Origin of the sequence: Chroococcidiopsis sp. CCNUC1 (assembly GCF_023546805.1) — a bacterium.
Taxonomy (GTDB): domain Bacteria; phylum Cyanobacteriota; class Cyanobacteriia; order Cyanobacteriales; family Chroococcidiopsidaceae; genus Chroococcidiopsis; species Chroococcidiopsis thermalis.
Genome location: NZ_CP097480.1, coordinates 5,822,561 through 5,845,519, shown reverse-complemented (window position 1 = coordinate 5,845,519; position 22,959 = coordinate 5,822,561). Strand labels below are relative to the sequence as shown.

Below are 22,959 nucleotides of genomic sequence, written 5' to 3'. Positions count from 1 at the left end.
ATTTGGATAAATATAGAGTTGCGATCGCAACAGTAATTGCTATACCTAATTTAGGGAAATTGATTTATCTTGGCTCAACTTCCAGAGACGGGCGGGTTCGTAAACGAGTTTTGTTGTATAATTCTGTATTTGGTTAAAATTGTTTAACATATCATCTGAAGGCTTGTACACAAATATGTCACTGTAGTTCGTAGAAATCCCGGAATTAAAGGATAGATTTGCTGTAAAATCGAGTTGGCAAGTATGGCATTTGGGTTTGAGCTGAAATTGAACCTTTGGTTCTAGTAAATAGCTTAAAGAGATAATTCTGCCAATCTTAGTATCGCTAATTACCAATGGACGATTTGCCTCATTTATTATTTGAGCAACTTGAGGATTTTCAGCACTATTACCTTTAGTCCACCAAGTCTCCGTTCGAGCGCTGACTACACAGGATAGAATACCAGAAGTTAATATCACGAGTGTTAGCAACCGCCAAAATTTTTGCTGTTTGACACCGCTTGACGAGAGTTTAGTAGCTAGCAAATAAGCAACAGCAATTTGAATCCCTAAATAAGTCGGAATAAGATAGCGCATCGTCAGCGATCGCTGTCCTCCTAAAATCAAATCTGGTAAAATTAGGGGTATAGTTGGTATTGCGATCGACAATAGAATAAATAATGAGACTTGTTTGGTTGTTGTCCGATATAAAAAATAGAGAGAGTATCCTGTCAGAAATAAGAATGGTGAAACGATAAGATGCGTGAGAGCGAATCTAGATTCTAAACTTGACTGTCCCCAAATATCAAAAAAAATATAACTTAAGTTGAAAACCCAGGCTTTAACTAAACTAAGTAAGGGTATTGCTTCATCCTTGTTGACGTTACTATTAATCGCAGAAAAATTGCTGACAACAATAACTAGCCAAGGGATAAACGCTGCGATCGCGGTAGTAAAGGCGATAAAATAAGCAGAGACTGCTTTGCTAAATTGCAGCTTTGTCTTCAAACTAAATAAATATAGTCCGTGAGCGATCGCGACTAAACCAGTAAATAAAAATGTATATAATCCTACAATGAGACTAATTGCGTACAGTCTCCAACTTAGTTTACTGCTGAGACGAATAGCGCTTAGTACAGACGCACTTGATAGTAAAATTATCACCGTCCACAAACTATACTGACGTGCTTCCTGAGCCATTAAAACATGAAATGGCGAGACTGCGACTAACGCCATAGAAACCCAAGCAACCGAGGGTGACGGAAATAATTCTCTACACAGCCAGTAGATACTAGGAAAGACAAGCACGCTAATTAGAGCCGATAAACCTCTAATTGCAGCAATTGAATCGCCCAACCATTTTACCCAAAAATGAGCGATCGCATAATACAGTGGTGGATGCTGAAAATCTTCCGTAGCCAAAGATTTTATCGTATCTAATAAATTTCTACCAGCGTCGTGCTGATACCGTTGTAAATCTTCTAAACTGACAACAGGATGACGAGAAACTTGTTGAATCACTTCTGATTCCGTGTAGCCAAAAATACGCAATGAAGTGAAGACTTCATCGTACCAATAAACCTTGCGATCGAGATAGAGAAATCGAAAAAATATACCGAAAACTAGAAAACTGATAATTAATAATTGCCATCTAGTCATGTCACTTCGCTCCAATTCAAAATTCAAAATTCAAAATTCAAAATTTATAGATTAATTTTGAATTATTCTTCAGAGCTTAAATATTAATGGTACGTATTTGTCGATCTCTCATAAATAATAGTGGTATAGGATTATCTTACTAGATTATCGTTGAGGCGATCGCAGTGTGACATATCTACTTGCTGGCTAATGTAAGATTGTATAAATAGACAAAAGATCCTTCCTTCTCAAAAGCATCAACACGTTTACCGATACCATCCAGATAAGCTAAAACTCTTTCTTGCTCATCTTCCCAGCGCCGCAAGTGAGATAATAAAATCCACACCCTTTGCTTACCGCGTAACTTATCAAAATCGCTAGTATATCGCTGCCATTCTGCTTCTGAAATACCTTGTCCATCTTGACGATCGAGATCGTCTATCCCTAAAATATAATCTCCTTCCTGATATCCATACCAATTCGCATAATATTTGAACTGATATTCAGCACGTTCGTAAATATAAATAGTATCACCTGTTTGTTGATGACTACTCATGTAACTAAGAACGGGTTTAATTTCTTGTTTAGTATAGGGGTCGAAGATGAGATAAGCAGCAGTTCCTATGGGAGGAACGAGAAGCAATATCAAAATCAGAGTACTGACTTTCTGGAAAACTCGACGATCTCTTATCTGTCGAATTGCCACTGTTCCTTCTGCAATGAAAAGGATAAAAAAAGGAATTAAAAATATGACTAGCCTACCGCTAAATGGATACTTTTGTAAATAAGCTGCGAAAAAAGTTACTAATATGGGAGCTAACAACGTCAGTAAAATAGCTCTATTTTGAAACCAGAGTGAGATACAACCAGATAAGAACGCCAGAATCGCAATTCCTAGAAAAATATCGGGAAGTCCTAACGGAATGTGAAAAAATTCTACAAAGGCATTAAATAACCAGCCGAAATCCCAAATAGATGTAGGAAATGTACCGCGTCCCGCCCATGATTTAAATAAAGATTGATTGCTGGCTATATTGCGTAATGAAATAAAATATGAAAGACCAAAACTAAACGTCCAGATAGCATAGATAGCTAACAGCTTTAAACTAAATAAAAATTTTTGTTGAAATAAACTTATAAATAAATAGCTCGTTCCTATCCCCGCTAAAACAAAGACAGCCGGGTGAGAAAACCAAACGGCGATAGCGCCGACAACACCAAATTTTAAGATTTGTCTTAGTTTAATTTGCTGTCGTTCTATGCCAATTAAAATGAAAGATAGTATGACAGCGATCGCCACATCGCTAGAATATTGTTTTGTTTCTGTAGCAAACTGAAGCCAAATATGTACGGTGGAAAACAAAGTAAGAGCGATAATCGCAGCCTGACGAGATCGCAAGCATTTTTTAGCTAATTCGTAGAAAATAAATAAACTTGCGATCGCGCTGACAAAAGGAAATAATCTCAAAGCATATTCGTTGTTTCCAAACACCTGCACCGCTAACTTTTCCACCATCAAAAAGCCAATAGGTGCGCCTTGGTTGTAATCTAAAGGTTGTAGCAATTCTAAATACGAGCGATTGATAATATTTAACGCTAGTGCGGCTTCGTCATTCCACAAAGACCGATTAAATAGATATTGAACTAGCCGTACCAAAATGCCAAAACCAATAACTGTATATGGCAGCTTTTGAGGCGAAAATAGAGAAAAAATAGCCTTTTGACTAAAATAAGATTTTTGCAATTGAAATACACCGCGCATAGAATTGCTTGAGGTCGATATCAATGAGTTAAGCGGTAAACAATTGCCTTACCTGCAAACTGAGGTAAAGCCAGCATCCGCCGCCAGCGCCAGGGTTCCTGATAGAGACGGTAAAGCCATTCCAAATTATTATTTGCCAACCATGCAGGCGCTCTTGATTTCGTTCCTGCCCAAATATCAAAGCTACCACCAACACCAATCCAAGTCGCATTAGGACACAAATAACGATTTTGCGCAATCCATAATTCTTGACGTGGCACTCCCAAACCTACCAAAATCAATTGAGGTTGGAGTTGACTGAGGGTTTGCTGAAATTCCGCCTCTTCTGGGGAAATGTATCCGTGTTGCGTGCCAACAATATTGATATCTGGGACTTGTTGTCGCCACGTTTCGGCGGCTTTGGCTGCTACTCCAGGCGCACCACCATAGAAAAATACCCGCGCCTCCGTATTCTGCAATAGAGACTCTGCCAATTCAATCCCAGGACATCGCTGTACCTGTTGGTGAAATAGTAATTTTAGGTAGAGTACTACCCCCGCACCATCGGGAATCACCAACTCTGCTTGCTGAATAGCATTGCTTAAAGCAGGGTTCTGTTCGGCTTGCATACTCATTTCCGCATTAAGCGTTACGACATGAGTACCGAGTTGCTGCCCGATGCGCGATCGCAACCAAGCCGTATAATCATCGATGAGATGGACTGGTAGCCCCATGACCGAAAAAGGCTTCATGACCGCACTCATAACCTTACCCTAACCCCCCGCGAAAAACTCTTTAGCAAGGCTACCTTATTTACGCACGAGAGGCTAGTAAGCGAAATCAGATGATAACTGAATAGCAAAAACAGTCGGAAAATCGTTAAAATCGTCAACGGACTCTTTCGCCTTGCCCTCATGAATTACCGTCCCGATGCAAAGATTGAAGTCACTGAATCCGCAAACGGGCATCATGCAGATACTTCTAACCCCAATAGCCAAAATACCATCCGCATTCGCGGCGCGAGACAGCATAATCTCAAAAATATTAGCTTAGAACTACCCCGCGATCGCCTGATCGTTTTTACGGGGGTTTCCGGTTCCGGTAAGTCTTCCCTCGCCTTCGATACTATCTTTGCTGAAGGACAGCGGCGCTACGTAGAGTCTCTCAGTGCTTATGCAAGACAATTTTTAGGGCAAGTCGATAAGCCAGATGTGGAAGCAATTGAAGGCTTGAGTCCGGCAATTTCCATCGATCAAAAATCGACTTCCCATAATCCCCGTTCTACGGTGGGGACGGTAACGGAAATCTACGACTACCTGCGTCTATTATACGGACGAGCGGGTAAACCGCATTGCCCGATCTGCGATCGCTCGATTGCGCCTCAGACAATCGATGAAATGTGCGATCGCATCATGGAATTACCCGATAGAACTAAATTTCAAATTTTAGCACCCGTCGTGCGGGGTAAAAAAGGGACGCACAAAAAACTACTCTCCAGTCTGGCTTCGGAAGGATTCGTCCGCGTCCGCATTAATGGCGAAGTGCGGGAACTCAGCGATTCGATTGAATTGGATAAAAATCAAGCGCACAATATTGAAGTCGTGATTGACCGCTTGATTAAAAAGCCAGGGATGGAAGAGAGATTGACTGACTCCCTCACCACCTGTCTGCGGCGTTCGGAAGGGATTGCTGTTATCGATTTGTTGGATGTGGAAGAGGGGCGAGGAGCGAGGAGCGAGGAGCGAGGAGGTAATATATTAATTCATCCCACTTTACAGGCAAAAGTAGCAGAAGGGGCGACTTCCTACCAAGTAGAAGACCAGGATAGAGGTAGAGAGAAAGAATTATTATTTTCCGAAAACTTCGCCTGTCCCGAACACGGCGGGGTAATGGAAGAGTTATCGCCGCGTCTGTTTTCTTTCAACTCTCCCTATGGGGCTTGTCCTCACTGTCACGGCTTGGGGAGTATGCAAACTTTCTCACCTGAATTAGTCGTACCCGATCCGAGTCAATCAGTCTATGCTGCGATCGCCCCTTGGTCGGAAAAGGATAACTCCTACTACCTTTCTTTACTTTACAGCTTAGGGAAAGCTTTTGGATTTGAAATTCAAACCCGTTGGAACCAGCTAACTTCAGAACAGCAGCAGACAATTTTATACGGTAGCGACCAACCCGTTTGGATTGAAGAACGTAAAGATTATCGGCGTTACGCTGGGGTTATCCCCATCCTCCAGCGCCAGTTTGATGAAGCGAGTTCTGAATTAATTAAGCAAAAGCTGGAACAGTATGTCGTCCAGCAACCTTGTCCTGTATGTCATGGCAAGCGGTTGAAACCGGAAGCCTTAGCCGTGCGTCTGGGACAATATCACATCCTCGATCTTACCAGCGTCTCAATTCGAGAATGCCATCAGAGAATTGGTAGTATTACACTGAGCGATCGCCAAATGCAAATTGCCGATTTGGTGTTGCGCGAAATCAAAGCCAGATTGCAATTTCTCCTTGATGTCGGTTTAGATTACCTCACCTTAGACCGTCCCGCCATGACGCTTTCGGGGGGAGAAGCCCAACGCATTCGCCTCGCCACTCAAATCGGTTCTGGTTTGACAGGAGTACTCTACGTCCTTGACGAACCCAGCATCGGCTTGCACCAAAGGGATAACGGGCGCTTGCTACAAACTTTAACCAGACTGCGAGACTTGGGCAATACATTAATTGTCGTCGAACACGATGAAGAAACCATCCGCGCCGCCGATCATTTAGTAGATATTGGTGTAGGGGCGGGAGTCCACGGGGGAAATATCGTCGCCCAAGGGAATTTACCAGCTTTACTCGCTGCACCGGAATCTTTAACTGGGGCATATTTATCGGGAAGGCGAGTGATTCAAACTCCCGCCCAACGTCGGGAAGGAAACGGACGAGAGTTAGTTATTAAAAATGCCTATCGCAACAACCTGAAAAATATTGATGTCGAAATTCCCTTGGGGAAACTTGTTTCGATTACGGGAGTATCCGGTTCGGGCAAATCTACCTTAATTAACGAATTACTCTACCCAGCTTTACAACACCACCTAACGCGCAAAGTTCCCTTTCCGAAAGACTTGGAGGAAATGAAGGGCTTAAATGCAGTTGATAAAGCGATCGTGATCGATCAATCTCCCATCGGACGCACTCCCCGTTCTAACCCAGCTACATACACGGGTGTTTTCGATGCGATTCGAGAAGTATTTTCCCAAACTATCGAGGCAAAAGCTAGGGGTTATAAACCAGGGCAATTCTCCTTTAACGTCAAAGGAGGGCGCTGCGAGGCTTGTGGCGGACAAGGCGTAAACGTGATTGAAATGAATTTTCTACCCGACGTTTACGTGCAATGTGAAATTTGTAAAGGGGCGCGATACAACCGCGAAACTCTCCAAGTCAAGTATAAAGATAAATCGATCGCCGATGTTTTAAATATGACTGTAGAAGAGGGCGTAGATTTCTTTCAAAATATTCCCAAAGCATTTAATAAACTGCAAACTTTACTTGATGTTGGTTTGGGATATATGCACTTGGGGCAACCTGCAACTACATTATCGGGGGAGAGGCACAGCGGGTTAAGCTTGCTTCAGAATTATCGCGTCGCGCCACTGGAAAAACTCTGTATTTAATTGACGAACCAACGACAGGTTTATCATTTTACGACGTGCATAAATTACTCGATGTTCTGCAAAGATTGGTAGACAAAGGTAATTCTATTATTGTCATCGAACATAACTTAGATGTGATTCGTTGTAGCGATTGGTTGATAGATTTGGGACCAGAAGGAGGAGATAAGGGAGGAGAAATTATCGCTGTCGGAACGCCAGAAGTAGTAGCAAAAAATTCTCGTTCTTACACGGGACAATATTTAAAGCAGGTGTTGCAACAATATCCGGCTGTTAAGGAAGTCAAAAGTTAAAAGTTAAAAGTCAAAATGTGGCGCTTGTAATCTGCGTACCCCGTGGGAAGGTTTTGCCTACATCCGCGTTCAAAAATTTCTCCGCCAAGATTGCAAAAATCTACAATTTTCTGCAAAATAACTCTTTACAAAACAATGCGCAATACAAATGCGCGATACAATTGTATCGCGCACCTCAACTAACCTGCTTTAAACAAGCATTCAGTTAAAAAAATACTATTAACATAGTAAGATGAAATTACAAATAAATCAAGTGTCTTTACCAGATAAATCTAAATTTTTTTAAATAAATAAGTTAATTTACGATCGATTGATTCCTACTTTGAAAGAAATTTGCTTTGCTATTGATGAGATATTCGATCGCAGTGAGGAATGTATGAATCAGGGTAAACAAAGACAAAATCAAACTTGGCGAACAATTTGGACGTATGGTTTACTAGGCGCGATCGCAATTTTAATGCTGTTTCCTCTGCTGTGGCTGCTGAGTACGTCGCTGAAATCTCCGACAGAAAATATTTTTCAGTTTCCACCGCAATTTTTACCCAGTCAGCCAACATTTAATAATTTTGTCCGCGTTTGGCAGACAAATCCTTTTGGCAGGTATTTATTTAACAGCACGCTCGTAGCATTGCTGACAGTGGGATTGAATTTATTATTTTGTGCTTTAGCAGCTTATCCCCTCGCCCGCTTAGAATTTCGCGGTCGAGAAATTATCTTTACGGCAATTGTCACTACCATCATGATTCCGTTTCAAATTGTGATGATTCCGCTGTATATTTTGACAGTACAGTTAGGAATGAAAAATACCTATTTGGGAATTATTTTTCCGGCGATCGCCTCTGCTTTTGGTATATTTCTACTACGGCAAGCCTTTCAAGGCGTTCCGAAAGAATTAGAAGAAGCAGCCAGAATTGATGGGTGTTCGGAATTAGGTATTTGGTGGAACGTCATGCTACCAGCTATTCGCCCTGCCCTCGTCACGTTGGCAATTTTTGTTTTTATCGGTGCTTGGAGTGACTTTCTTTGGCCTTTGATTGTGATCGATCGCCCCGAACTTTACACTTTACCTTTAGGGGTGGCAATGTTAGCAGGAACCTTCTCTTTAGACTGGCGATTAATTGCAGCTGGTTCGATAATTTCAATTGCACCAATTTTAATTTTATTTCTGTTCGTGCAACGTTACATCGTACCCACAGCAGCAGGTAGCGGCGTGAAAGGGTAATTCGGAATTCGGAATTCGGAATTCGGAATTTGGAAATAAGAATTTTATGAAAATTGTTTTACCAAGTAATTTAGCAGCACAGATCGAGCCTCATTTATCGAACGACGATCGCATTGTCAGGCTCGATCTTCAAGGGAATCTAGATGGAGATCCAAGCGATGCTGAGGTGTATTTTCATGAATGGTCTTATAATACGTTTTTCGAGCGAGTATTATCACAATTACCCAATCTACGTTGGCTGCATACTGAAAGTGCAGGCATTGACCATTTATTAATCCCAACCTTAGTCTCTCGCGATCTGATAATGACAAATAGTGCTGGAGTTCATGCAATTCCCATTGCTGAATTTGTCTTAGCATATATGCTCGATCGCGCCAAATGCTTATCTACATTTAAAGCCCAACAGCAAGATCGTTGGCTGTCATATCCAGAAGTAGAAGCTTTGGGAATCCAAGAATTGATGGGCGCAACTATCTTAATTATCGGTGCAGGAGGTATTGGTCAAGCGATCGCCACCCGCGCTCAAGCTTTTGGAATGCGCGTCTGGGGGAGTTGCTTGCATCCGCGATCGCTGCCCGGTTTCGATTTAGTCGTTGGGGCTGAGGAATGGCGTACACTTTTACCAGAGGTAGATTATCTCGTCTTGGCTACGCCTTTAACACCTCAAACGAAACACCTAATCGATGCCAATGTCCTAAAATCCATGCAGGCAAGTGCTTATTTAATTAATATTGCCCGTGGCGGAATTATCGATGAGAATGCTCTCATTCACGCTCTCCAAAAAGGCTGGATTGCAGGCGCGGCTTTAGATGCTTTTACTGTAGAACCACTACCAGCAGACAGTCAATTGCGATCGCTACCCAATGTCTTTATAACTCCTCACTGTAGCGGCATATCTCAACAGATGCAACAACGGGTAATAGAGTTATTTCTAGAAAATTTGGCACTTTATCAAGCTGGGAAACCTTTGCGCAACATTGTAGATCGAGCGGCTGGATATTAAGCCTTGGTTTTCAAATTAAGTTCTTGAAACGGTTTGGTAGATGTATCTAATTTCAACCGTAAATGGGAGCGACCATTTACTGTCAGTGTATACTCTCCCTGAGACAATCCTTCTAGATAGTAAACTCCGGCGCTGTTCGTCACGGAAAATTTGCGCTGACCAGATTTTCCTATAGCTTCTACCGTTGCACCAGCAATCGGTTTGTTTTGCATATCGATAACAACTCCAGTGCGGCTAAAGGCAGGAACTAGAGGCACGAAAACGGGGGTGTAACTGCCAGCACTGACAACCACAGCCAAAGCTTGTAGGTGTGCTTGCCAATCGGGAGGGAATCCCGCCGGATCGAAATCTAAGCGGTAGGTATTGGGTGGTAGGCGCAAGAGGATGCGATTGTGTTGAATTTTCGGTCGCCAAGCGGTTAGTGGTTGATTATTTAGTATCAGTAACAGATCGCAGTTTTCGGTGTAAATCTCTTCACTTGGATCGCGTTTTGAGTTGTTGTTGCGGTCAAAAAACGGTTGAATTAATAAACCGCCTTGGGTACGGAACTCGCTGGTATGCCTGTCGCCTGGGCTAATACCCGCCTGCAAGCCTAAGCTAGAAACTAACTCTACACTGAAACTCGACTCATCAGAGGTGAGAGATACTCCTTGGTAGCGTCCGCGCAACATCACGCCTGGTAGGACGGTGGTTCCCAGCGAGGCAAATAGACCGCTACCTCCAGAATTCATCCCGTAACCTAGTTGGGCTTCCCATAAATAGTTTCCATCACTTGCCCGTTGTGGCGATCGATATTGCCAGCCAAGAGTCAGTAAGCGATCGCTTCTACCTTGACTGCGCGTTTCATAATTTAATAGCAATGAGTGTCCGGTGTTGCCATTGTCTTGAGATAAGTTGTACGTCAGTGCCGAATTCGTACCTACTTCGTTACCTTGTAAGTTCAGTTCCAATCTGCCCAAACCTTGGAGTAAGTACCAACGTAGGCGGTTTTTGGTATCCAAGCCAGCACGGGCAAAGGTGAAGACATTTTTCCTGCTAAAGCTAAATTGCACTCCTCCAGATGTGGCATCGCGACTGTTAGCTGAGGCATATAAGCTGAAGCTGCGCGACAACTGCCAATTGAGATTCAAACGACTGGAATATCTGTCACTCGATAGCAACGCACTGAAATTAGGCGAGGGAGTGAATTGAATATCGGCGATCGCCTCCAATTTAGAACCCGCCAGCGCCGAGACTGCTACTTGTAAAGGAAAGTTCTCAGGTCGCCAGAAGATCTCTGCCAAGCCTTGTAAAGAGTCGTCGTAGACCCCACCTAAACCTACAGTTAGCGTTGGCGATAAACCCCAGCGTCCAGCAACTCCGCCGCGCAACTCTCGCATGGAAGGAATTTGCGTGTCCGTATCGCTTTGCCAACCGCCAGACACGACGAAAGCCGAAGCACCTGCGGGAATTTGTCCTGGTACAGTAGAAAAACTCGCTTCCCGAATTTCTGGTGGTGCAGTCAGCCGTCCTTGGGGATAGAGGAAAACACGATAGTTGCTGTCATAAGCGCGATCGGATTTAATATTTTCAAAGCGATAGATTCCAGAGGAATCGACTAAAACTTCTGCGATCGCCCGACTGCCAAATCCTCGGACTAACCTAACTAAGGTTCCTGGTTCGGCTTTACCGGCGATCGTGCGTCCCACGACAGCAGCTTGCAAGCGTTGGCGCGGATCGGAACTCCCAGCAGATAGACTCTGAGGTGGAGAAAAGCCTTGTCTTTGAACTAAGGTTAAACCCCAATAATTTCTCGTTTCTTGACTTTGCCAAAATGTCGGTTGAGAGCCTACAAAATAGTCGGTAAAATCGGTTTGACGCAGAAATTGAGCTTCGGCAAGTTTCCAAGTGGAGAAGTCTTGCAATTGGGATTGAGTGGTACGGACAAACCAAGAACCACCGAAAGCACTACCAACAGCAAGTGTGTCTCCCGTGTAAGTGGGTGTGGTGTCTCCCGTTCCCGTAGCATTGACCCTTTGTTCCATACCAGCAATATTTAATTTGCCAGGGTAGAGGCGTTGTAAGCCATTTAAGACAACAGGCGTTTCGGTTTCTTCAAATGTATTTGTTGCAGGCTGAGTCAGCCAAGGCACTTCTAAAATAATTGCATATTCATTCAGGTCGAACTTTGCTTTTACTCCAAATAATGTTTGTAAATCTTGAATCGAAAATACCAAGCCTAGTTCGGGATCGGTACGCAGTTTTTTAGGATTGAGGCGAGTCACAATTCCTGCGGAACGGACTTCTATTTGACCGTCTGCTAAAGTGGTAACGTTAAATTTTAAGACTTGAATTATATCATCGTAAGACAGTCGCCAATTAGCAAAGTTAAGTGCTTGTCTGCCGTCTTCTTGTCCTCGGACTAATGCGCCAGATTTAACATTGCGATCGCCTATATTTATTCCTACAGGAAAAACGCTAAACTCAGTCTTAGGCGTTGATGAGTTATCTGAAGTTTTAGCACTTGCTGGTGCAGCAGAATGCATGAGTTCAGAATTTAAGAAATCTGGCGAAATTTGTCTAGCATTCTCATTTGATATTACTTGCGCGATCGCTGTCTCAAATGTTCCCAGCACAGCCGTGAGGAGCGATAAAGTCAGCAGATATTTTGTTTTCATATATTGAAAATCAATCCGTCCAGGTTAGTTAAATTGAATTAACTTATCAACAGGCGATCGGCTAACAAGTAACAAATTTTGTAAAATTTTGATTTTACAAAAAATCTTATACAGATATTTGCTGTACAAAAGCAGTAACACATTACCAGCCGATTTTGGTAATGCAAATAAAGTTATTTTGAGCGAACAGCGGATTAATATAGCTCGACAATTATTAACGTCACATCCGTAGAATTCACGATATTTCTCGCTCGATGCGCAAATATCGGTCAAATAATCGAAAATAAATAAATTATTAAAGTAAATAGCTATTTTTGTCGTTTTTTGCGGCTAAACTTACGTAATTTCTCTCAGAGAGTTTTGAGAAATACTTGCTTATTTTAGTAATCAGTCACAGCAATAGTTGAACCTAAAATTGAATGGCATGAGTTAAAAAATCTCTGGTTGATTAATTTAACTGAAGTGATTTTTTAGAGCCATCAAGTAGTTTTTTATTAGGAAAAGCTATCTGGACTTAGAATGCATAGACTAATGCAAGTTTATTTCTAAGCAGTACTTTGCTGTGTCCTAGTTGAAAAATTCACCAAGATTTAATTTGAAAGGAGTAGCTTATGAATTGGCGTTTAGCTTTAGCTAGTAGTCTTGCTGTGTTGAGTACTGCATCTTTCATCCCCGTGGCAAATGCAGCACCAACAACCCAAGATGTTCCATTTAACGGCACTGTTGCAGGAAGCTGTGTATTTTCTGGGACTGTCGGCGGTACTCTCGGTCAGGTTATGCCCAAATATGGCTGGGTTGAATCTAGTGGAGGTATTCCTGGTTTAACACCTGGTCTCCCTGCTGGTCAAACAATGATTAATTGCAATTCTCCCGCTCAACTGAGTACTTCTGTTCCAGTAGCAGTTAGCGTCCCTGCTAGTTTTAATCCACAGAAGTTACAATCTATTGTTTACGATGGGGCAAACTATACTACTGCCTATTCCGGTGGTAGTACTTTTGATAGTGGTGCTTGGAACAAGTCTACGACTCCCATAACAATTCCTTCTGGTGTTGATGTTCCACTCCAAGTCGGTATGGTTGCCGGTACGAGAAGCTTTACTTCTGACGTTCCTAGCGGCACTTACCAATATATGGTTACTTTGACTGCAACCCCTAACTAATGCTATGACTGATTTGCTTAATTAAAAGCAATTGAAAAGTGACGAACTTGGTTTTTTTCAAACCAAGTTTCGTTGCTAAATGGAGTTGCGCGTGCGTAACTAACAACGGTAATAGTTATTGTTATTGTGATAAAACCATTGATGAATGTTGCTGCCATCGGTCGCTGTTCGTTACTAGGTAGTTGTTTGCTATCTAGCTTTTTATTGTGGGGCAGTGTTGCCCGCGCAGATATTGCTATTACTCCTATGGTCGTGGAGACAGAAGCTAAACGGGGTCAAGCACAAGGTACGATGACTGTTTACAATCAAGCGCCGGAAGCTTTTCGCGCCCGCGTTTACACTGCTCCCTTTACTTACGACAAAGAACAAGGGTTTCAGGCTTTGAAATCTAGCCCTAACGATCTGAGTCCCTATTTGCAATTCTCTCCTACAGAGTTAGTCGTTCCTAGCTCTGGTAAGCGGAAAATTCGTTTCATTGTAAGGTTTCCACCTAACTTACCAGATGGTGAATATCGCACCATGATTTTTACAGAAAACCTTCAGGCGACTAAAGTTACGCAAACTAACCAGGCAAATCAAGTCACGTTCATTACTTCTGTTGTGCCGCGCATTGGTGTCACGGTCTACGTCCGTAAAGGAGATGTGTTACCAAATCTCGTTGCTAATAGTGCCAGGTTTAACCCAAAATCGAACCAAGTGCAATTACTCGTGCAAAATACAGGCAAAGCTTCTGCCGTTGTTGCGGGAAATTGGACGTTGAAACAAGGCAAGCAAGAGATTTCTACAGGTAAAATTAACGATACGACTGCGATCGCCCAAGGAGAACGCTATCTATTAATTTCTCCTCAAACTCCCCAGCAAACTAAGTTAGCACCAGGAGAGTATCAACTCTCTGGCGAGTTGAAATGGGGTGAGGGCAAGACAAACCACACTCCCTTTAGCGTTAGCTTCACCGTACCGCAGTAATTAAGGTTAGTCATTAAGGTGGCGTGACAGTGACGCTGAGATTCAGGCGATAATTATAATTTCCTGGGGTAAAGGCAACAGGACGCTCTACCCGCATCCGCACTTCTAAATCCGTGTTACCTGTGGGTAAGTTGGCAGTATTATTTTGACTATCGCTGCTTAGGCTATTCGCTCCAAAGTTCAGAAAACCTACCCGCGTCGTCCCCTCTGGATCGTCTGACGCTCCTTCTACCAAATTCGGAGATAAAATACTAATCTGAGCCGCTAGCTCTGATGGTACGTTAACGCTCAGGGTCGCTGGTGCAGTTGACTGCAATATTTTCATATTCCCCAACATCGGCTCTACAATGCCAGGGTTAACATTGCTGAATGCTACTTGAGGTGCTTCTTGAGCGATCGCGGCATAATTACCAAAGCCTACCAAGATCGCTCCAGTGATAAATAATGTTAATCGGTGTAGCATTCGGCTCAGAATATGTGAATATTGATTGACTTCACTCCAGCGATCGCGAGAGTGTCAACCGGGAATATGGCATTTTCCAGTTATGAGTGTCAAGGATATCGAGCCGAAATCACCTTACACTTTGCGATCGCCTTAACCTTTGGTTAAACGAATATGCTCCATAATTCGCTTCTTGCGGTCTTCGGAGTTGAGTGACGGTTTAATAAAATCTCCCGTACTGCGAGATAAATGTTCCATAATCTGCCGTTGCCGATCTGATGCTTCAGCCATGAGCGAGTTAATCTCCAATGCTACTATTTTTATCAATACTTCATATTATTTTACGTAAATTCATGAATTTTGGAAACGAGCGGTTATCAGTGGCTAGTGGCTAGTGGCTAGTGGCTAGGAGACAGTTCTACTACTCGTGAAATTGACGCTCCTTGAGTGTTATCAGTAGCTAGTGGCTAGTGGCTAGTGGCTAGGAGACAGTTCTACTACTCGTGAAATTGACGCTCCTTGAGTGTTATCAGTAGCTAGTGGCTAGTGGCTGGACTCCTTTCTAGTTACTAGCCACCAGTCACTAATCACTAACGATTTATGAATTATTGGTTGATGAAATCAGAACCACAGACTTACAGCATTTCAGACCTCGATCGCGATCGCACCACAATTTGGGATGGGGTACGCAACTATCAAGCCCGCAACTATTTGCGTCAAATGCAAGTAGGAGATTTAGCTTTTTTCTACCACTCTAATGCCACACCCCCAGGAATTGTGGGTTTGATGCGAGTTGTCACACCTGAAGTTATCGATCCGACGCAGTTTGACTCTAGTAGCCCCTACTATGACCCAAAATCGGACTCTCATTCTCCGCGCTGGTACACAGTTAAAGTGGAATTTGTCAAGGTTTTTCCTCGATTTATTTCCTTACCTACGTTGAAACAAAAATTTAGCCCAGAAGAACTAGGCGTAGTCAAACAAGGTAATCGATTATCAGTAATGCCCGTTACCGAGGCGATCGCCCAAAGAATACTAGCATTGGCTCAGTAAGTATTTGTCATTTGTCATTCGTCATTTGTCATTTGCAAGTAGCTAGCCACCAGCCACCAGCCACCAGCCACTGATAACTGATTTCTCAAAATCGCAAAATCTCGCGATCGTAATTGATTGGGGTGGGTTCGATTTCCCAAACTAAACCTTCGCCTGGAGCAAGAGAGACTTCGACAAATAGACATTCTACAGGTTTGCTAGCTGTGTCTTCGTTGCCTTCAAATGCTTGTAAGTCTTCAGTTAATAAACGTAGTGTAAATCCGGCAGGAATGGAATCGCCCATAGCATGACGTAACTCAAATCGCCAGACTCCCCCTGTACGAGGCATCACTCTTAATTCATACTGCTGCTGGGCAATAATCATGTGGCGAGTCAGCAAAACTTCTGGAAAAAATTGTGTCGTCCCTCTTGCAGCCGCCACGATCGCTGGTTGCCAGGTGCTTTGTCCCCATCCCATCTGTCTTGCTGCGTCCGATACTCCTGTTTGCAGCCATTCTAAAACCGACCACTGTTCGGGATGTCCCAAACGGTGATGGTAAAGTTTTTGTCGCCAACCGCCATGCGAGATTAACGCGCCCCATAATTGAAACGGTACTGCCAAGCGCGGACTCACAACTTCTGAGCTTCCCAGGCGGGGAATTAAATTTTCTACCTGTGCTAAGGGAATGACAGGTAAAGTTGCAACTGTCCGGCGTGTCGTTTCGGTAATACCGAGTTGTCTGCTTACCCACAATACGCTCATGTTCTGAATTACATGGGCTTCATCTAGGCAATAGCTGCGGTCTTGGGAATCGTAGCTACCATTTTGTTTGAGTTGTTCGTGGGTAGCATAACCCCAAACTCTAATAGATGCGCAATCGGGGTCTACTTGTACGCCAAAGTAATAATCAGCAACCCAGTCAGGAATGTCTACCCATTCTTGAGGCACGCGCAGTTCGCTTAAATCAATTGTCTCTGTTGGAATTAAGACGATCCGCAGCCTGTCCCAAGCTACGCCCGTCCCATTCACAAATTCCCAGATACTAGGTAAAGCGGTGAAACTCGGTACAGCCAGAGCTTTTCCAGCATGTTCTTCCCGCAACCAGGGTAATATAGTCTGGAGGCAAACTTGATTGAGATAGGCGTTCCAACGACTGCTGGGATGAGAACAAGCTTGGCTGCGCTGCCATGCCTGCGATCGCACTAAATCCGACACTTCCAGCCACACCTGTGTCGGATCGGTTAAAGTTAGCGAGCTAGGATCGAAGGTCATGAGGTAGACTCCATGAGCGAGGAGGGACGGCGGTAATGTACCTGCAACCATTCCTCTAAAACTGTGTTGATATTATTGAGTACCTCTGATGTCAGAGTAATATGCAATGTCTCTTGACTCCATTTTGCCAAAGCCAGTAACATGCTTTCTCTGGCTCTGGTGAGGCGGCGAGAAACTGTATATTGTTTGGTATCGATCGCCTTGGCAATTTCCTGTTGCGTCAGTCCCTGTCCGTAGTACATTTGCATAATTGTCTGCGCTTGCGAGTCCAGTTTGGCGATCGCTTCTGCTAAAACTGCCTGCATCTGAGTTTGTCGCGATTGCTGTTTTTTCTGTTCTTCAACAGCGATCATTTCGTTCAGGTAATTATCTTGCTCGAAGCTACCTAAATCGTCCAGAAATGCTCCTGATTCTTGTCCTGGTTTGGGAGCGTCGATCGATACGAGTGAGGGATAGAGGTAAGAGCGTGCGGCTTTGGCACAGGCAACAAGCCATTTTTCTAGCGTCTGAGCGTTACATTCTGTCCCTGATGGCTGGAGTTGGGTAATGCGTTCTTGATTGTAAAGTTTAGCGATCGCCTCCCAAGTCTCAGATTCCGGTTTGGGCAGTTGGCGGGTTCCCGTGGGCTGAGTCGGAACGTAAAGCGTTTTAAAGCAATTCCAAGCAAGGACGTAACGGTTAATAACTTCTACACCAAGTCCGGCATTTTGTAAAGACTCTACCAGTCTTTTTTGACTTAAGCGACGCAGCAGCGACCAATTTGTCGAAATATCGACTTCCTGCTGTTGGCGCAGCAAATCTTTCAGGACGCTGCTAAAAATCGCACTGGCATAGTTTTTAAACCCGTAACCCAATTGGGGGTTAAAGCCTTTTAAGACCTTATCAAAACGGGCGATCGCCATTTGAAAGCAATCAGACAAGGTGTATTGGGATGAAGCAAAGCTGGCACTCGTTTTATGTGCCGTCCAGTAGCACACTTCCTGCAAGTAAGCGGTAAGGTGTGCCTTAGCTAGACTATCAGGCTGAGTTTGCCACAACTTATACCAATAAAGAACCCAATAGTTTTCCGCCGCCTCCATTTGCGGAGATTGTGCCAGCCTAGCTTGCATACTCCGCCGCAAGTGCGGGTCGCTGACCCAAGCACGGAAGCGGTCTGCGTCAAATTGCAGAAAGGTCGAAAAGATTTCGATAATGCCTTGACGGGGACGCATGAATCAATCGCTCACGTTAGTTGCATAACACAGCAGAGGTAAACCTATCAAATAAATGAAGGTAATTAACCACCTATATAAATAAAACCCACCAGTTCCACCTAATTTCAGTATTACAAAAGGAGAGATCCCTATGTTCGCACCAATCGCACTCAAAAGTAATATCTGCCAATGGTTAGAAAGCCTAGAAATTCACAATCCCAAATTCGCTCATCTGTTTTGTCAATTAATTCCCGCACGGTGTCCTTTTGAACGGACAATTAGCTTCTTTGGACGCAAGCTGGTTCACATTCCACCTCTATGTAAGTTAAATCCTTTTTACGAACAGATCGTTTACCTCCGCTTCAAGTGCCTGTGCTTCCTAGCAGACGAGTGCGGTGAAGATGTTACGGTTTATTGTTAAACGGCGGGAGTCGGGAGTCGGAGAGACAAGGAGGACAAGGAGAACAAGGAGGACAAGGAGGACAAGGGAGACAAGGAGGACAAGGGAGACAAGGGAGACAAGGAGGACAAGGGGGACAAGGGAGACAAGGGAGACAAGGGAGACAAGGGAGAATAATTATCATCCACAAATGACGAATGACAAATGACGAATGACGAATGAGAAATGATAAATGACGACACAGATTGGGTTATGGATGCGAAAGATAATTGCTAGCACTGTCCCAGGACTATTGTGGATGCATTCGGTGTTGGCGCAGGACGAGCTATTAACCCGTACTGACGTTTTAGAAGTTAGATACTCTGTATAACCGCAGCGCGATCGCGGACAGATTGACTCTTTCACCTGTGCTATTTGGGATAAGGCGATGTCATTGTGGGATGTAACAGCGATCTGACCCATCATCTCCTACTCGGCACAGATGGAAAACCCTGAAAAACATTTTGAGGATCTGTTGAAATACCTTTCGGTTCTTCTTTAACGGTACACGGTACGATCTGCTCGAAACCAGGTGGGGGTTCTGTTTCTTCGCGGAATTGATCTTCTAAAGCGGCGATCGCCTGATTTCGGACTGTCAGAATCGTATTTTGTGCTTGTGGCGGGAGGCTATCGCTCGGTGTTTCCTCCGCCGTGCCTAAGTCAGCCGCTAGATTGCAGGCTTTGTAAAATCGCCTCAAGCTCATATCTTTTACAGCTGTCAATTCTCCTTGTTTCACAGCCGTGCGCTGTCCCGCATCTAAAACCACTACGCCTTCACCCCCAGAAGTGGCAACAGTCACGGGAACTTGGGGGTTTTCGGTCAAAACTCCAATTGATGTCATGTGTTTATCTGAGTTATGCTGCACCCATACGGCTGTTCCCGGCGCTGTGACTACAGCTTCTGGTGTCACAACAGTACCGCTCTCATCTCCAGGTGGAAAAATAAACAAGGCAGTACCGTTACGCAACTGAAAACTACGGCTACCAGGTACAAAGCGAAAAATAGCATTTCCCCCTAACCGCACCAGCGAACCTTCATTAAAAACTAAATCTGCTCTAGCGAGGGGATCGGTTTTGACTGCATCTAGAGGCTGAACCATGTCTGCAACTTGCGCCGATCGCGGCGGTTGGTTTTTCAGCCATAATTGAACTCGATTGACTAATTTATAAATTTCTGCTTGAGTCAACAAATCTGACTGCGCGATCGCTAGACTGCCGAACATGGCTACCAGATTACCTGCGATAAATCCTGGCGCGAGCAAACGTTGCCACCATTTCATCAAAATTATCTTCTCCTTAACTTGACTGTAATTTACTGTCTCAGGAACTTATACAACTCGGTCAAAGTCTTTTTGGAAGGGAGCAGGGAAAAAGAGAGCTGAGGGAGCTGAGGAGGCTGAGGAGGCTGAGGAAGCAATTCAAAATTCGCGCATTCAAAATTTCCCACTCGCCTCTTGCCTCTTGCCTCTTGCCTCTTCTCGCACACCCCACACCCTTTCTTCACGCTCTTACTGATAACTGATAACTGACTGACAGCTAAGTGCAAAGGAAGAAATTACTATGAAAATCGATCGCATCCTCAAAACTGGTTGCAGCGGTTTAATTTTAGCTGCAAGTTTCGGATGGTTTTGTATGCCTGCCCAAGCCGATAAGATTATTCAAATTAACACGCAAATTACCGGACAGGATGGTAATAGCAACACTTCGGTCCAACAATCCTCTCAAACTGCCGAAATTGATAAAAAGGGGATAAAAACGAAACTCGATCGCTCCGGTGACTACGACTATTTGCACGATTCCTCCGAGTCTTCTCGTCAAGACAAGCATAATCGAGGCAATCACCAACAAACCAATCGCAATGACAAGAAAAACACTTCTGTCGATCGCGGCGTTACTGTTTATCCTCGCTAGTACCTGCGATCGCTAGTAGCTTCAGAAATTTCTCAATGCTCTAGCGCGATCGCGTCAAATGTAAGCCTACACTGCGATCGCCTTTTCTTTTTCTTTCTAGTCTCAAAAAAATTTTGCTTTCTTTCCGAAATGAGGCACAACTTTTCTGATTAACTGTAATAGTGATGCAGCAAGTAACCAAAAACACTTGCTCGTCTGTGGAACAAATCTCTAAAAACCTCCGACATGAAGGCTATCGTCCTTCTGAGGACAACAACCAAGTGCAAGTGAAGTAATAAAAATGACAAACAACAATCTCAGAACCAATCTTAACGCCGGACTCAAAACAGGTTTAGTTGGATTAATCGCTGCCGCTGGCTTTGGTCTAATTGCTCTGCCCGTCAAAGCTGACGAAATTAACCAAGGTAACACGCAAACCACCGGACAGGACGGCTACAGCAACACCTCTGTCAACCAAAATACCCAAACGGGCGAAATTGAGGAAACTGAAACAAGATTTGGTCGTCCAGATCGTAGAGAAGGTCGTCCCGATCGCAACTCCATCAACCAAGGCAACGACCAACTCACCGATCAATATGGTGATGGTAATACTTCTGTCAACCAAAACACTCAAGATGGACGGATTCGCCGCGACCGCTTTGAGGTTCGCGATCGCTAAATCCTAATTCCCATCCTGCAATAGGTTGGGTCATGCTCCTCACACACAGCTGTAATGCGATCGGATTTGACGACCCTCAACTATAGAACTAATCTGAAACCGATCTTAGTCGAAGGAAGTCACGCACATGCTAAACACCACTTCACATCCAGAAGTGAAGAGAATTTTCTCAACTTGTTTGCTCGGTCTTGTTGCTGCTACTGGAATTGGATTGAATTCCCTTCCCGCGCGTGCCGATGTCACCAGTCGTAGCAGTTCTTCTAACAGTGCAACAGCGAGCGATGGTGGCAGCGTCAACCAAAGCACTCGGCAAACGAATATCATTCACAGTGACGGTTCGGGAAATCATACATCAACTCAAAATTCCCGTGTCAGTGGCTCTGCAAGCGGTGAAAACAACCGCATAGATCAACAAATCGACCAATACAGCGACCAAGATCGACGTGGTGACAGCACGAACAGTACCACCAGACAAAACGCTCAAAGCGATGCTGTGACGAACGGAACCGATAACCGCATCCAGCACAAGATCGACCAATTCATTCGACGAAGATAAGAATTTGCTGTAGAGATGTTACATGTAACGTCTCTACAGCCCAACAACTAACAACTAAGTGCAAAAAGAAGGAAAAAACTATGACAACCATCAAATCTACTGTTAAAGCTGGTCTAGTCGGAATTATTGCTGCTGCTGGTTTTGGATTGCTGGCTCTGCCTGCTAAAGCAGACGAGATTAACCAGGATTCAGTCCAAACCACAATCCAAGAAGGAAATAACAACACTTCTGTTAACCAAAGCACTCAAAACGCTGAAATTGATAAATCTGAAAGAAGATTTGGACGGCGTGGTGGTGCAGAGCGTTCGAGAGATGTTATCAATCAAACCTCCGATCAATTGACCGATCAATTTGGTAGCGGTAACACTTCTGTCAACCAAAACACTCAAGATGCTCGAATTCGCCGCGATGTATTTAATCGTCGTTAAACAATCGTTCATTGTTAATGGTTAATGGTTAATCGCCATCAACCATTAACCATTAACAATTAGCTAATAGTGCAGGTATCTGCTCATGATGAACAAAAAATCGATTTCAGTCTTGGTTGCCTCTATTTTTCTGGTGTTACCAATGGAAATGGCGAAAGCAGGCAACGTAGAAATTCGGTCAAGCAACGGGGGGTCAACGGTCGTTCGAGGTGACGACATCCGCGTGACCAACGGCAACTCTCAAGTTACAATTCAACGCAATCGTCCAGCCGTGAGAAGTAGCAACCGCTGGCGGCGGATCTACAATACCCGTACCAGACGCAGCCCGTGGAGTGTCAGTCCCCAAGTCCGGCGGACGCAAACCAGTTGTAGAGGCGGTAGTACATACAGTCACCAAAGTTCTTCCACAACCACTTCTTCTGGTGGTGGAGTCAGCCGCACTCAAACTTCTTCCACAACCACTTGCAGATAGCCGTCGGTAAATAGGAGCTAAAAGTGCGGTTTAAATTCTGGTTACTCGGCTTACTCAGCGTTACCACTTTATCTGTGGCTGCTTGCGCGGTCGATCAACCTCGTGCAATTGATAATTCTCAAGTTCTGAGAACTCGAACTGATTGTAACAAGGGTAATTATAGCCACCAGCGATCGCAGACCACTGTTTCTTCTGGTGGCGTTTCTCGCACCTATAGTTCTTCATCAACAACGTGCGAATAACACTACAAAT

Annotated in this window: 25 protein-coding genes; 16 read left to right on the top strand and 9 right to left on the bottom strand. The window is 44.0% G+C overall.

The genetic code is table 11. From position 1 onward, the window contains the following. Positions 1-45: 45 nt before the first annotated feature. The 3 genes from M5J74_RS27085 to M5J74_RS27075 all read right to left on the bottom strand — a co-directional run bounded on the left by M5J74_RS27085 (position 46) and on the right by M5J74_RS27075 (position 4,122). The gene (locus M5J74_RS27085) at positions 46-1,638 is read right to left on the bottom strand and encodes a glycosyltransferase family 39 protein (RefSeq protein WP_250014321.1); all 1,593 of its coding nucleotides are present in this window, start codon (positions 1,636-1,638) and stop codon (positions 46-48) included. Positions 1,639-1,813: 175 nt separating this feature from the next. Continuing rightward, positions 1,814-3,379 carry a glycosyltransferase family 39 protein gene (locus M5J74_RS27080; protein WP_250014319.1) on the bottom strand — a complete coding sequence of 522 codons (1,566 nt, stop codon included), beginning with the start codon at positions 3,377-3,379 and terminating at the stop codon, positions 1,814-1,816. Positions 3,380-3,399: 20 nt separating this feature from the next. Continuing rightward, a complete protein-coding gene (locus tag M5J74_RS27075; protein WP_015156979.1) occupies positions 3,400-4,122 on the bottom strand; it encodes a WecB/TagA/CpsF family glycosyltransferase in 723 nt (240 codons plus the stop codon). A 150-nt stretch (positions 4,123-4,272) separates the two neighbouring features. Here M5J74_RS27075 and uvrA point away from each other — a divergent pair, with 150 nt between their 5' ends. The 4 genes from uvrA (at position 4,273) to M5J74_RS27055 (ending at position 9,520) form a co-directional block, all read left to right on the top strand. Further along, entirely contained in the window at positions 4,273-7,005 is a 2,733-nt protein-coding gene (uvrA, locus tag M5J74_RS27070; RefSeq protein WP_250014317.1) for an excinuclease ABC subunit UvrA, read from the top strand. A 35-nt stretch (positions 7,006-7,040) separates the two neighbouring features. Beyond that, positions 7,041-7,295: a hypothetical protein gene (locus M5J74_RS27065; protein ID WP_250014315.1), complete on the top strand. Its 255-nt coding sequence runs from the start codon at positions 7,041-7,043 to the stop codon at positions 7,293-7,295. 376 nt (positions 7,296-7,671) lie between these two features. Then, a complete protein-coding gene (locus tag M5J74_RS27060; protein WP_250014314.1) occupies positions 7,672-8,517 on the top strand; it encodes a carbohydrate ABC transporter permease in 846 nt (281 codons plus the stop codon). Between the two features lie 46 nt (positions 8,518-8,563). After that, a complete protein-coding gene (locus M5J74_RS27055) occupies positions 8,564-9,520 on the top strand; it encodes a D-2-hydroxyacid dehydrogenase (protein ID WP_250014312.1) in 957 nt (318 codons plus the stop codon). Here the strand turns inward: M5J74_RS27055 and M5J74_RS27050 are convergent. Beyond that, entirely contained in the window at positions 9,517-12,177 is a 2,661-nt protein-coding gene (locus M5J74_RS27050) for a carboxypeptidase-like regulatory domain-containing protein (RefSeq protein ID WP_250014310.1), read from the bottom strand. The two genes, M5J74_RS27055 and M5J74_RS27050, sit on opposite strands and share 4 nt — an antisense overlap. 611 nt (positions 12,178-12,788) lie before the next feature. On the opposite strand from M5J74_RS27050, the gene M5J74_RS27045 reads away from it, so the two are divergent. Together M5J74_RS27045 and M5J74_RS27040 are read left to right on the top strand one after the other, a co-directional pair. Next, positions 12,789-13,337 (top strand): hypothetical protein, encoded by a 549-nt coding sequence (locus tag M5J74_RS27045; protein WP_015156974.1) that lies wholly within the window; start codon positions 12,789-12,791, stop codon positions 13,335-13,337. Between the two features lie 141 nt (positions 13,338-13,478). Beyond that, the gene (locus M5J74_RS27040; protein WP_015156973.1) at positions 13,479-14,303 is read left to right on the top strand and encodes a hypothetical protein; all 825 of its coding nucleotides are present in this window, start codon (positions 13,479-13,481) and stop codon (positions 14,301-14,303) included. A 13-nt stretch (positions 14,304-14,316) separates the two neighbouring features. Here the strand turns inward: M5J74_RS27040 and M5J74_RS27035 are convergent, their stop codons facing one another. Next, entirely contained in the window at positions 14,317-14,766 is a 450-nt protein-coding gene (locus tag M5J74_RS27035) for a hypothetical protein (RefSeq protein WP_015156972.1), read from the bottom strand. 132 nt (positions 14,767-14,898) lie between these two features. Continuing rightward, on the bottom strand, positions 14,899-15,036 hold the full coding sequence (locus M5J74_RS27030) for a hypothetical protein (RefSeq protein WP_015156971.1): 138 nt from the start codon (positions 15,034-15,036) through the stop codon (positions 14,899-14,901). Positions 15,037-15,345: 309 nt separating this feature from the next. On the opposite strand from M5J74_RS27030, the gene M5J74_RS27025 reads away from it, so the two are divergent. Next, positions 15,346-15,798: an EVE domain-containing protein gene (locus tag M5J74_RS27025; protein ID WP_015156970.1), complete on the top strand. Its 453-nt coding sequence runs from the start codon at positions 15,346-15,348 to the stop codon at positions 15,796-15,798. 85 nt (positions 15,799-15,883) lie between these two features. Here M5J74_RS27025 and M5J74_RS27020 read toward each other — a convergent pair whose 3' ends face one another. Both M5J74_RS27020 and M5J74_RS27015 read right to left on the bottom strand, forming a co-directional pair. Next, entirely contained in the window at positions 15,884-17,050 is a 1,167-nt protein-coding gene (locus tag M5J74_RS27020; protein WP_015156969.1) for a DUF1822 family protein, read from the bottom strand. After that, positions 17,047-18,261, bottom strand: a complete 1,215-nt coding sequence (locus tag M5J74_RS27015) for a sigma-70 family RNA polymerase sigma factor (protein ID WP_106546025.1) — start codon at positions 18,259-18,261, stop codon at positions 17,047-17,049. Before M5J74_RS27015 ends, M5J74_RS27020 begins: the two co-directional genes overlap by 4 nt. 133 nt (positions 18,262-18,394) lie before the next feature. Between M5J74_RS27015 and M5J74_RS27010 the strand changes: the two genes are divergently transcribed. Genes M5J74_RS27010 through M5J74_RS27000 form a run of 3 tightly spaced genes read left to right on the top strand, consistent with a single transcriptional unit; the run spans position 18,395 to position 19,013 of the window. Then, complete coding sequence (locus tag M5J74_RS27010) at positions 18,395-18,664, top strand: Mo-dependent nitrogenase C-terminal domain-containing protein (RefSeq protein WP_015156967.1); 270 nt, start codon at positions 18,395-18,397, stop codon at positions 18,662-18,664. After that, positions 18,645-18,851 (top strand): hypothetical protein, encoded by a 207-nt coding sequence (locus M5J74_RS27005; RefSeq protein WP_250014309.1) that lies wholly within the window; start codon positions 18,645-18,647, stop codon positions 18,849-18,851. The genes M5J74_RS27010 and M5J74_RS27005 overlap by 20 nt, the downstream gene beginning before the upstream one ends. 24 nt (positions 18,852-18,875) lie before the next feature. Beyond that, positions 18,876-19,013, top strand: coding sequence for a hypothetical protein (locus tag M5J74_RS27000; protein ID WP_158631798.1), 138 nt, complete (start codon positions 18,876-18,878; stop codon positions 19,011-19,013). A 91-nt stretch (positions 19,014-19,104) separates the two neighbouring features. Here M5J74_RS27000 and M5J74_RS26995 read toward each other — a convergent pair whose 3' ends face one another. Continuing rightward, positions 19,105-19,962, bottom strand: a complete 858-nt coding sequence (locus M5J74_RS26995) for a FecR domain-containing protein (protein ID WP_250014307.1) — start codon at positions 19,960-19,962, stop codon at positions 19,105-19,107. A gap of 280 nt (positions 19,963-20,242) precedes the next feature. On the opposite strand from M5J74_RS26995, the gene M5J74_RS26990 reads away from it, so the two are divergent. The 6 genes from M5J74_RS26990 (at position 20,243) to M5J74_RS26965 (ending at position 22,949) form a co-directional block, all read left to right on the top strand. Beyond that, a complete protein-coding gene (locus tag M5J74_RS26990; protein WP_015156964.1) occupies positions 20,243-20,593 on the top strand; it encodes a hypothetical protein in 351 nt (116 codons plus the stop codon). A gap of 280 nt (positions 20,594-20,873) precedes the next feature. Beyond that, complete coding sequence (locus tag M5J74_RS26985; RefSeq protein WP_015156963.1) at positions 20,874-21,251, top strand: hypothetical protein; 378 nt, start codon at positions 20,874-20,876, stop codon at positions 21,249-21,251. Positions 21,252-21,378: 127 nt separating this feature from the next. After that, entirely contained in the window at positions 21,379-21,807 is a 429-nt protein-coding gene (locus M5J74_RS26980; protein ID WP_015156962.1) for a hypothetical protein, read from the top strand. 80 nt (positions 21,808-21,887) lie between these two features. After that, positions 21,888-22,235, top strand: coding sequence for a hypothetical protein (locus tag M5J74_RS26975; protein ID WP_015156961.1), 348 nt, complete (start codon positions 21,888-21,890; stop codon positions 22,233-22,235). An 85-nt stretch (positions 22,236-22,320) separates the two neighbouring features. Continuing rightward, complete coding sequence (locus tag M5J74_RS26970) at positions 22,321-22,707, top strand: hypothetical protein (protein WP_127023379.1); 387 nt, start codon at positions 22,321-22,323, stop codon at positions 22,705-22,707. A 23-nt stretch (positions 22,708-22,730) separates the two neighbouring features. Further along, entirely contained in the window at positions 22,731-22,949 is a 219-nt protein-coding gene (locus M5J74_RS26965; RefSeq protein ID WP_250014299.1) for a hypothetical protein, read from the top strand. Positions 22,950-22,959: the final 10 nt, after the last annotated feature.

Bases quoted from the DNA above. Each gene is read 5' to 3' on its own strand.
- M5J74_RS27085 (WP_250014321.1), bottom strand. From the start codon at position 1,638: ATGACTAGATGGCAATTATTAATTATCAGTTTTCTAGTTTTCGGTATA.
- M5J74_RS27080 (WP_250014319.1), bottom strand. From the start codon at position 3,379: ATGCGCGGTGTATTTCAATTGCAAAAATCTTATTTTAGTCAAAAGGCT.
- M5J74_RS27075 (WP_015156979.1), bottom strand. From the start codon at position 4,122: ATGAGTGCGGTCATGAAGCCTTTTTCGGTCATGGGGCTACCAGTCCAT.
- uvrA (WP_250014317.1), top strand. From the start codon at position 4,273: ATGAATTACCGTCCCGATGCAAAGATTGAAGTCACTGAATCCGCAAAC.
- M5J74_RS27060 (WP_250014314.1), top strand. From the start codon at position 7,672: ATGAATCAGGGTAAACAAAGACAAAATCAAACTTGGCGAACAATTTGG.
- M5J74_RS27055 (WP_250014312.1), top strand. From the start codon at position 8,564: ATGAAAATTGTTTTACCAAGTAATTTAGCAGCACAGATCGAGCCTCAT.
- M5J74_RS27050 (WP_250014310.1), bottom strand. From the start codon at position 12,177: ATGAAAACAAAATATCTGCTGACTTTATCGCTCCTCACGGCTGTGCTG.
- M5J74_RS27045 (WP_015156974.1), top strand. From the start codon at position 12,789: ATGAATTGGCGTTTAGCTTTAGCTAGTAGTCTTGCTGTGTTGAGTACT.
- M5J74_RS27040 (WP_015156973.1), top strand. From the start codon at position 13,479: ATGAATGTTGCTGCCATCGGTCGCTGTTCGTTACTAGGTAGTTGTTTG.
- M5J74_RS27035 (WP_015156972.1), bottom strand. From the start codon at position 14,766: ATGCTACACCGATTAACATTATTTATCACTGGAGCGATCTTGGTAGGC.
- M5J74_RS27030 (WP_015156971.1), bottom strand. From the start codon at position 15,036: ATGGCTGAAGCATCAGATCGGCAACGGCAGATTATGGAACATTTATCT.
- M5J74_RS27025 (WP_015156970.1), top strand. From the start codon at position 15,346: ATGAATTATTGGTTGATGAAATCAGAACCACAGACTTACAGCATTTCA.
- M5J74_RS27020 (WP_015156969.1), bottom strand. From the start codon at position 17,050: ATGACCTTCGATCCTAGCTCGCTAACTTTAACCGATCCGACACAGGTG.
- M5J74_RS27015 (WP_106546025.1), bottom strand. From the start codon at position 18,261: ATGCGTCCCCGTCAAGGCATTATCGAAATCTTTTCGACCTTTCTGCAA.
- M5J74_RS27010 (WP_015156967.1), top strand. From the start codon at position 18,395: ATGTTCGCACCAATCGCACTCAAAAGTAATATCTGCCAATGGTTAGAA.
- M5J74_RS27005 (WP_250014309.1), top strand. From the start codon at position 18,645: ATGTTACGGTTTATTGTTAAACGGCGGGAGTCGGGAGTCGGAGAGACA.
- M5J74_RS27000 (WP_158631798.1), top strand. From the start codon at position 18,876: ATGACGACACAGATTGGGTTATGGATGCGAAAGATAATTGCTAGCACT.
- M5J74_RS26995 (WP_250014307.1), bottom strand. From the start codon at position 19,962: ATGAAATGGTGGCAACGTTTGCTCGCGCCAGGATTTATCGCAGGTAAT.
- M5J74_RS26990 (WP_015156964.1), top strand. From the start codon at position 20,243: ATGAAAATCGATCGCATCCTCAAAACTGGTTGCAGCGGTTTAATTTTA.
- M5J74_RS26985 (WP_015156963.1), top strand. From the start codon at position 20,874: ATGACAAACAACAATCTCAGAACCAATCTTAACGCCGGACTCAAAACA.
- M5J74_RS26980 (WP_015156962.1), top strand. From the start codon at position 21,379: ATGCTAAACACCACTTCACATCCAGAAGTGAAGAGAATTTTCTCAACT.
- M5J74_RS26975 (WP_015156961.1), top strand. From the start codon at position 21,888: ATGACAACCATCAAATCTACTGTTAAAGCTGGTCTAGTCGGAATTATT.
- M5J74_RS26970 (WP_127023379.1), top strand. From the start codon at position 22,321: ATGATGAACAAAAAATCGATTTCAGTCTTGGTTGCCTCTATTTTTCTG.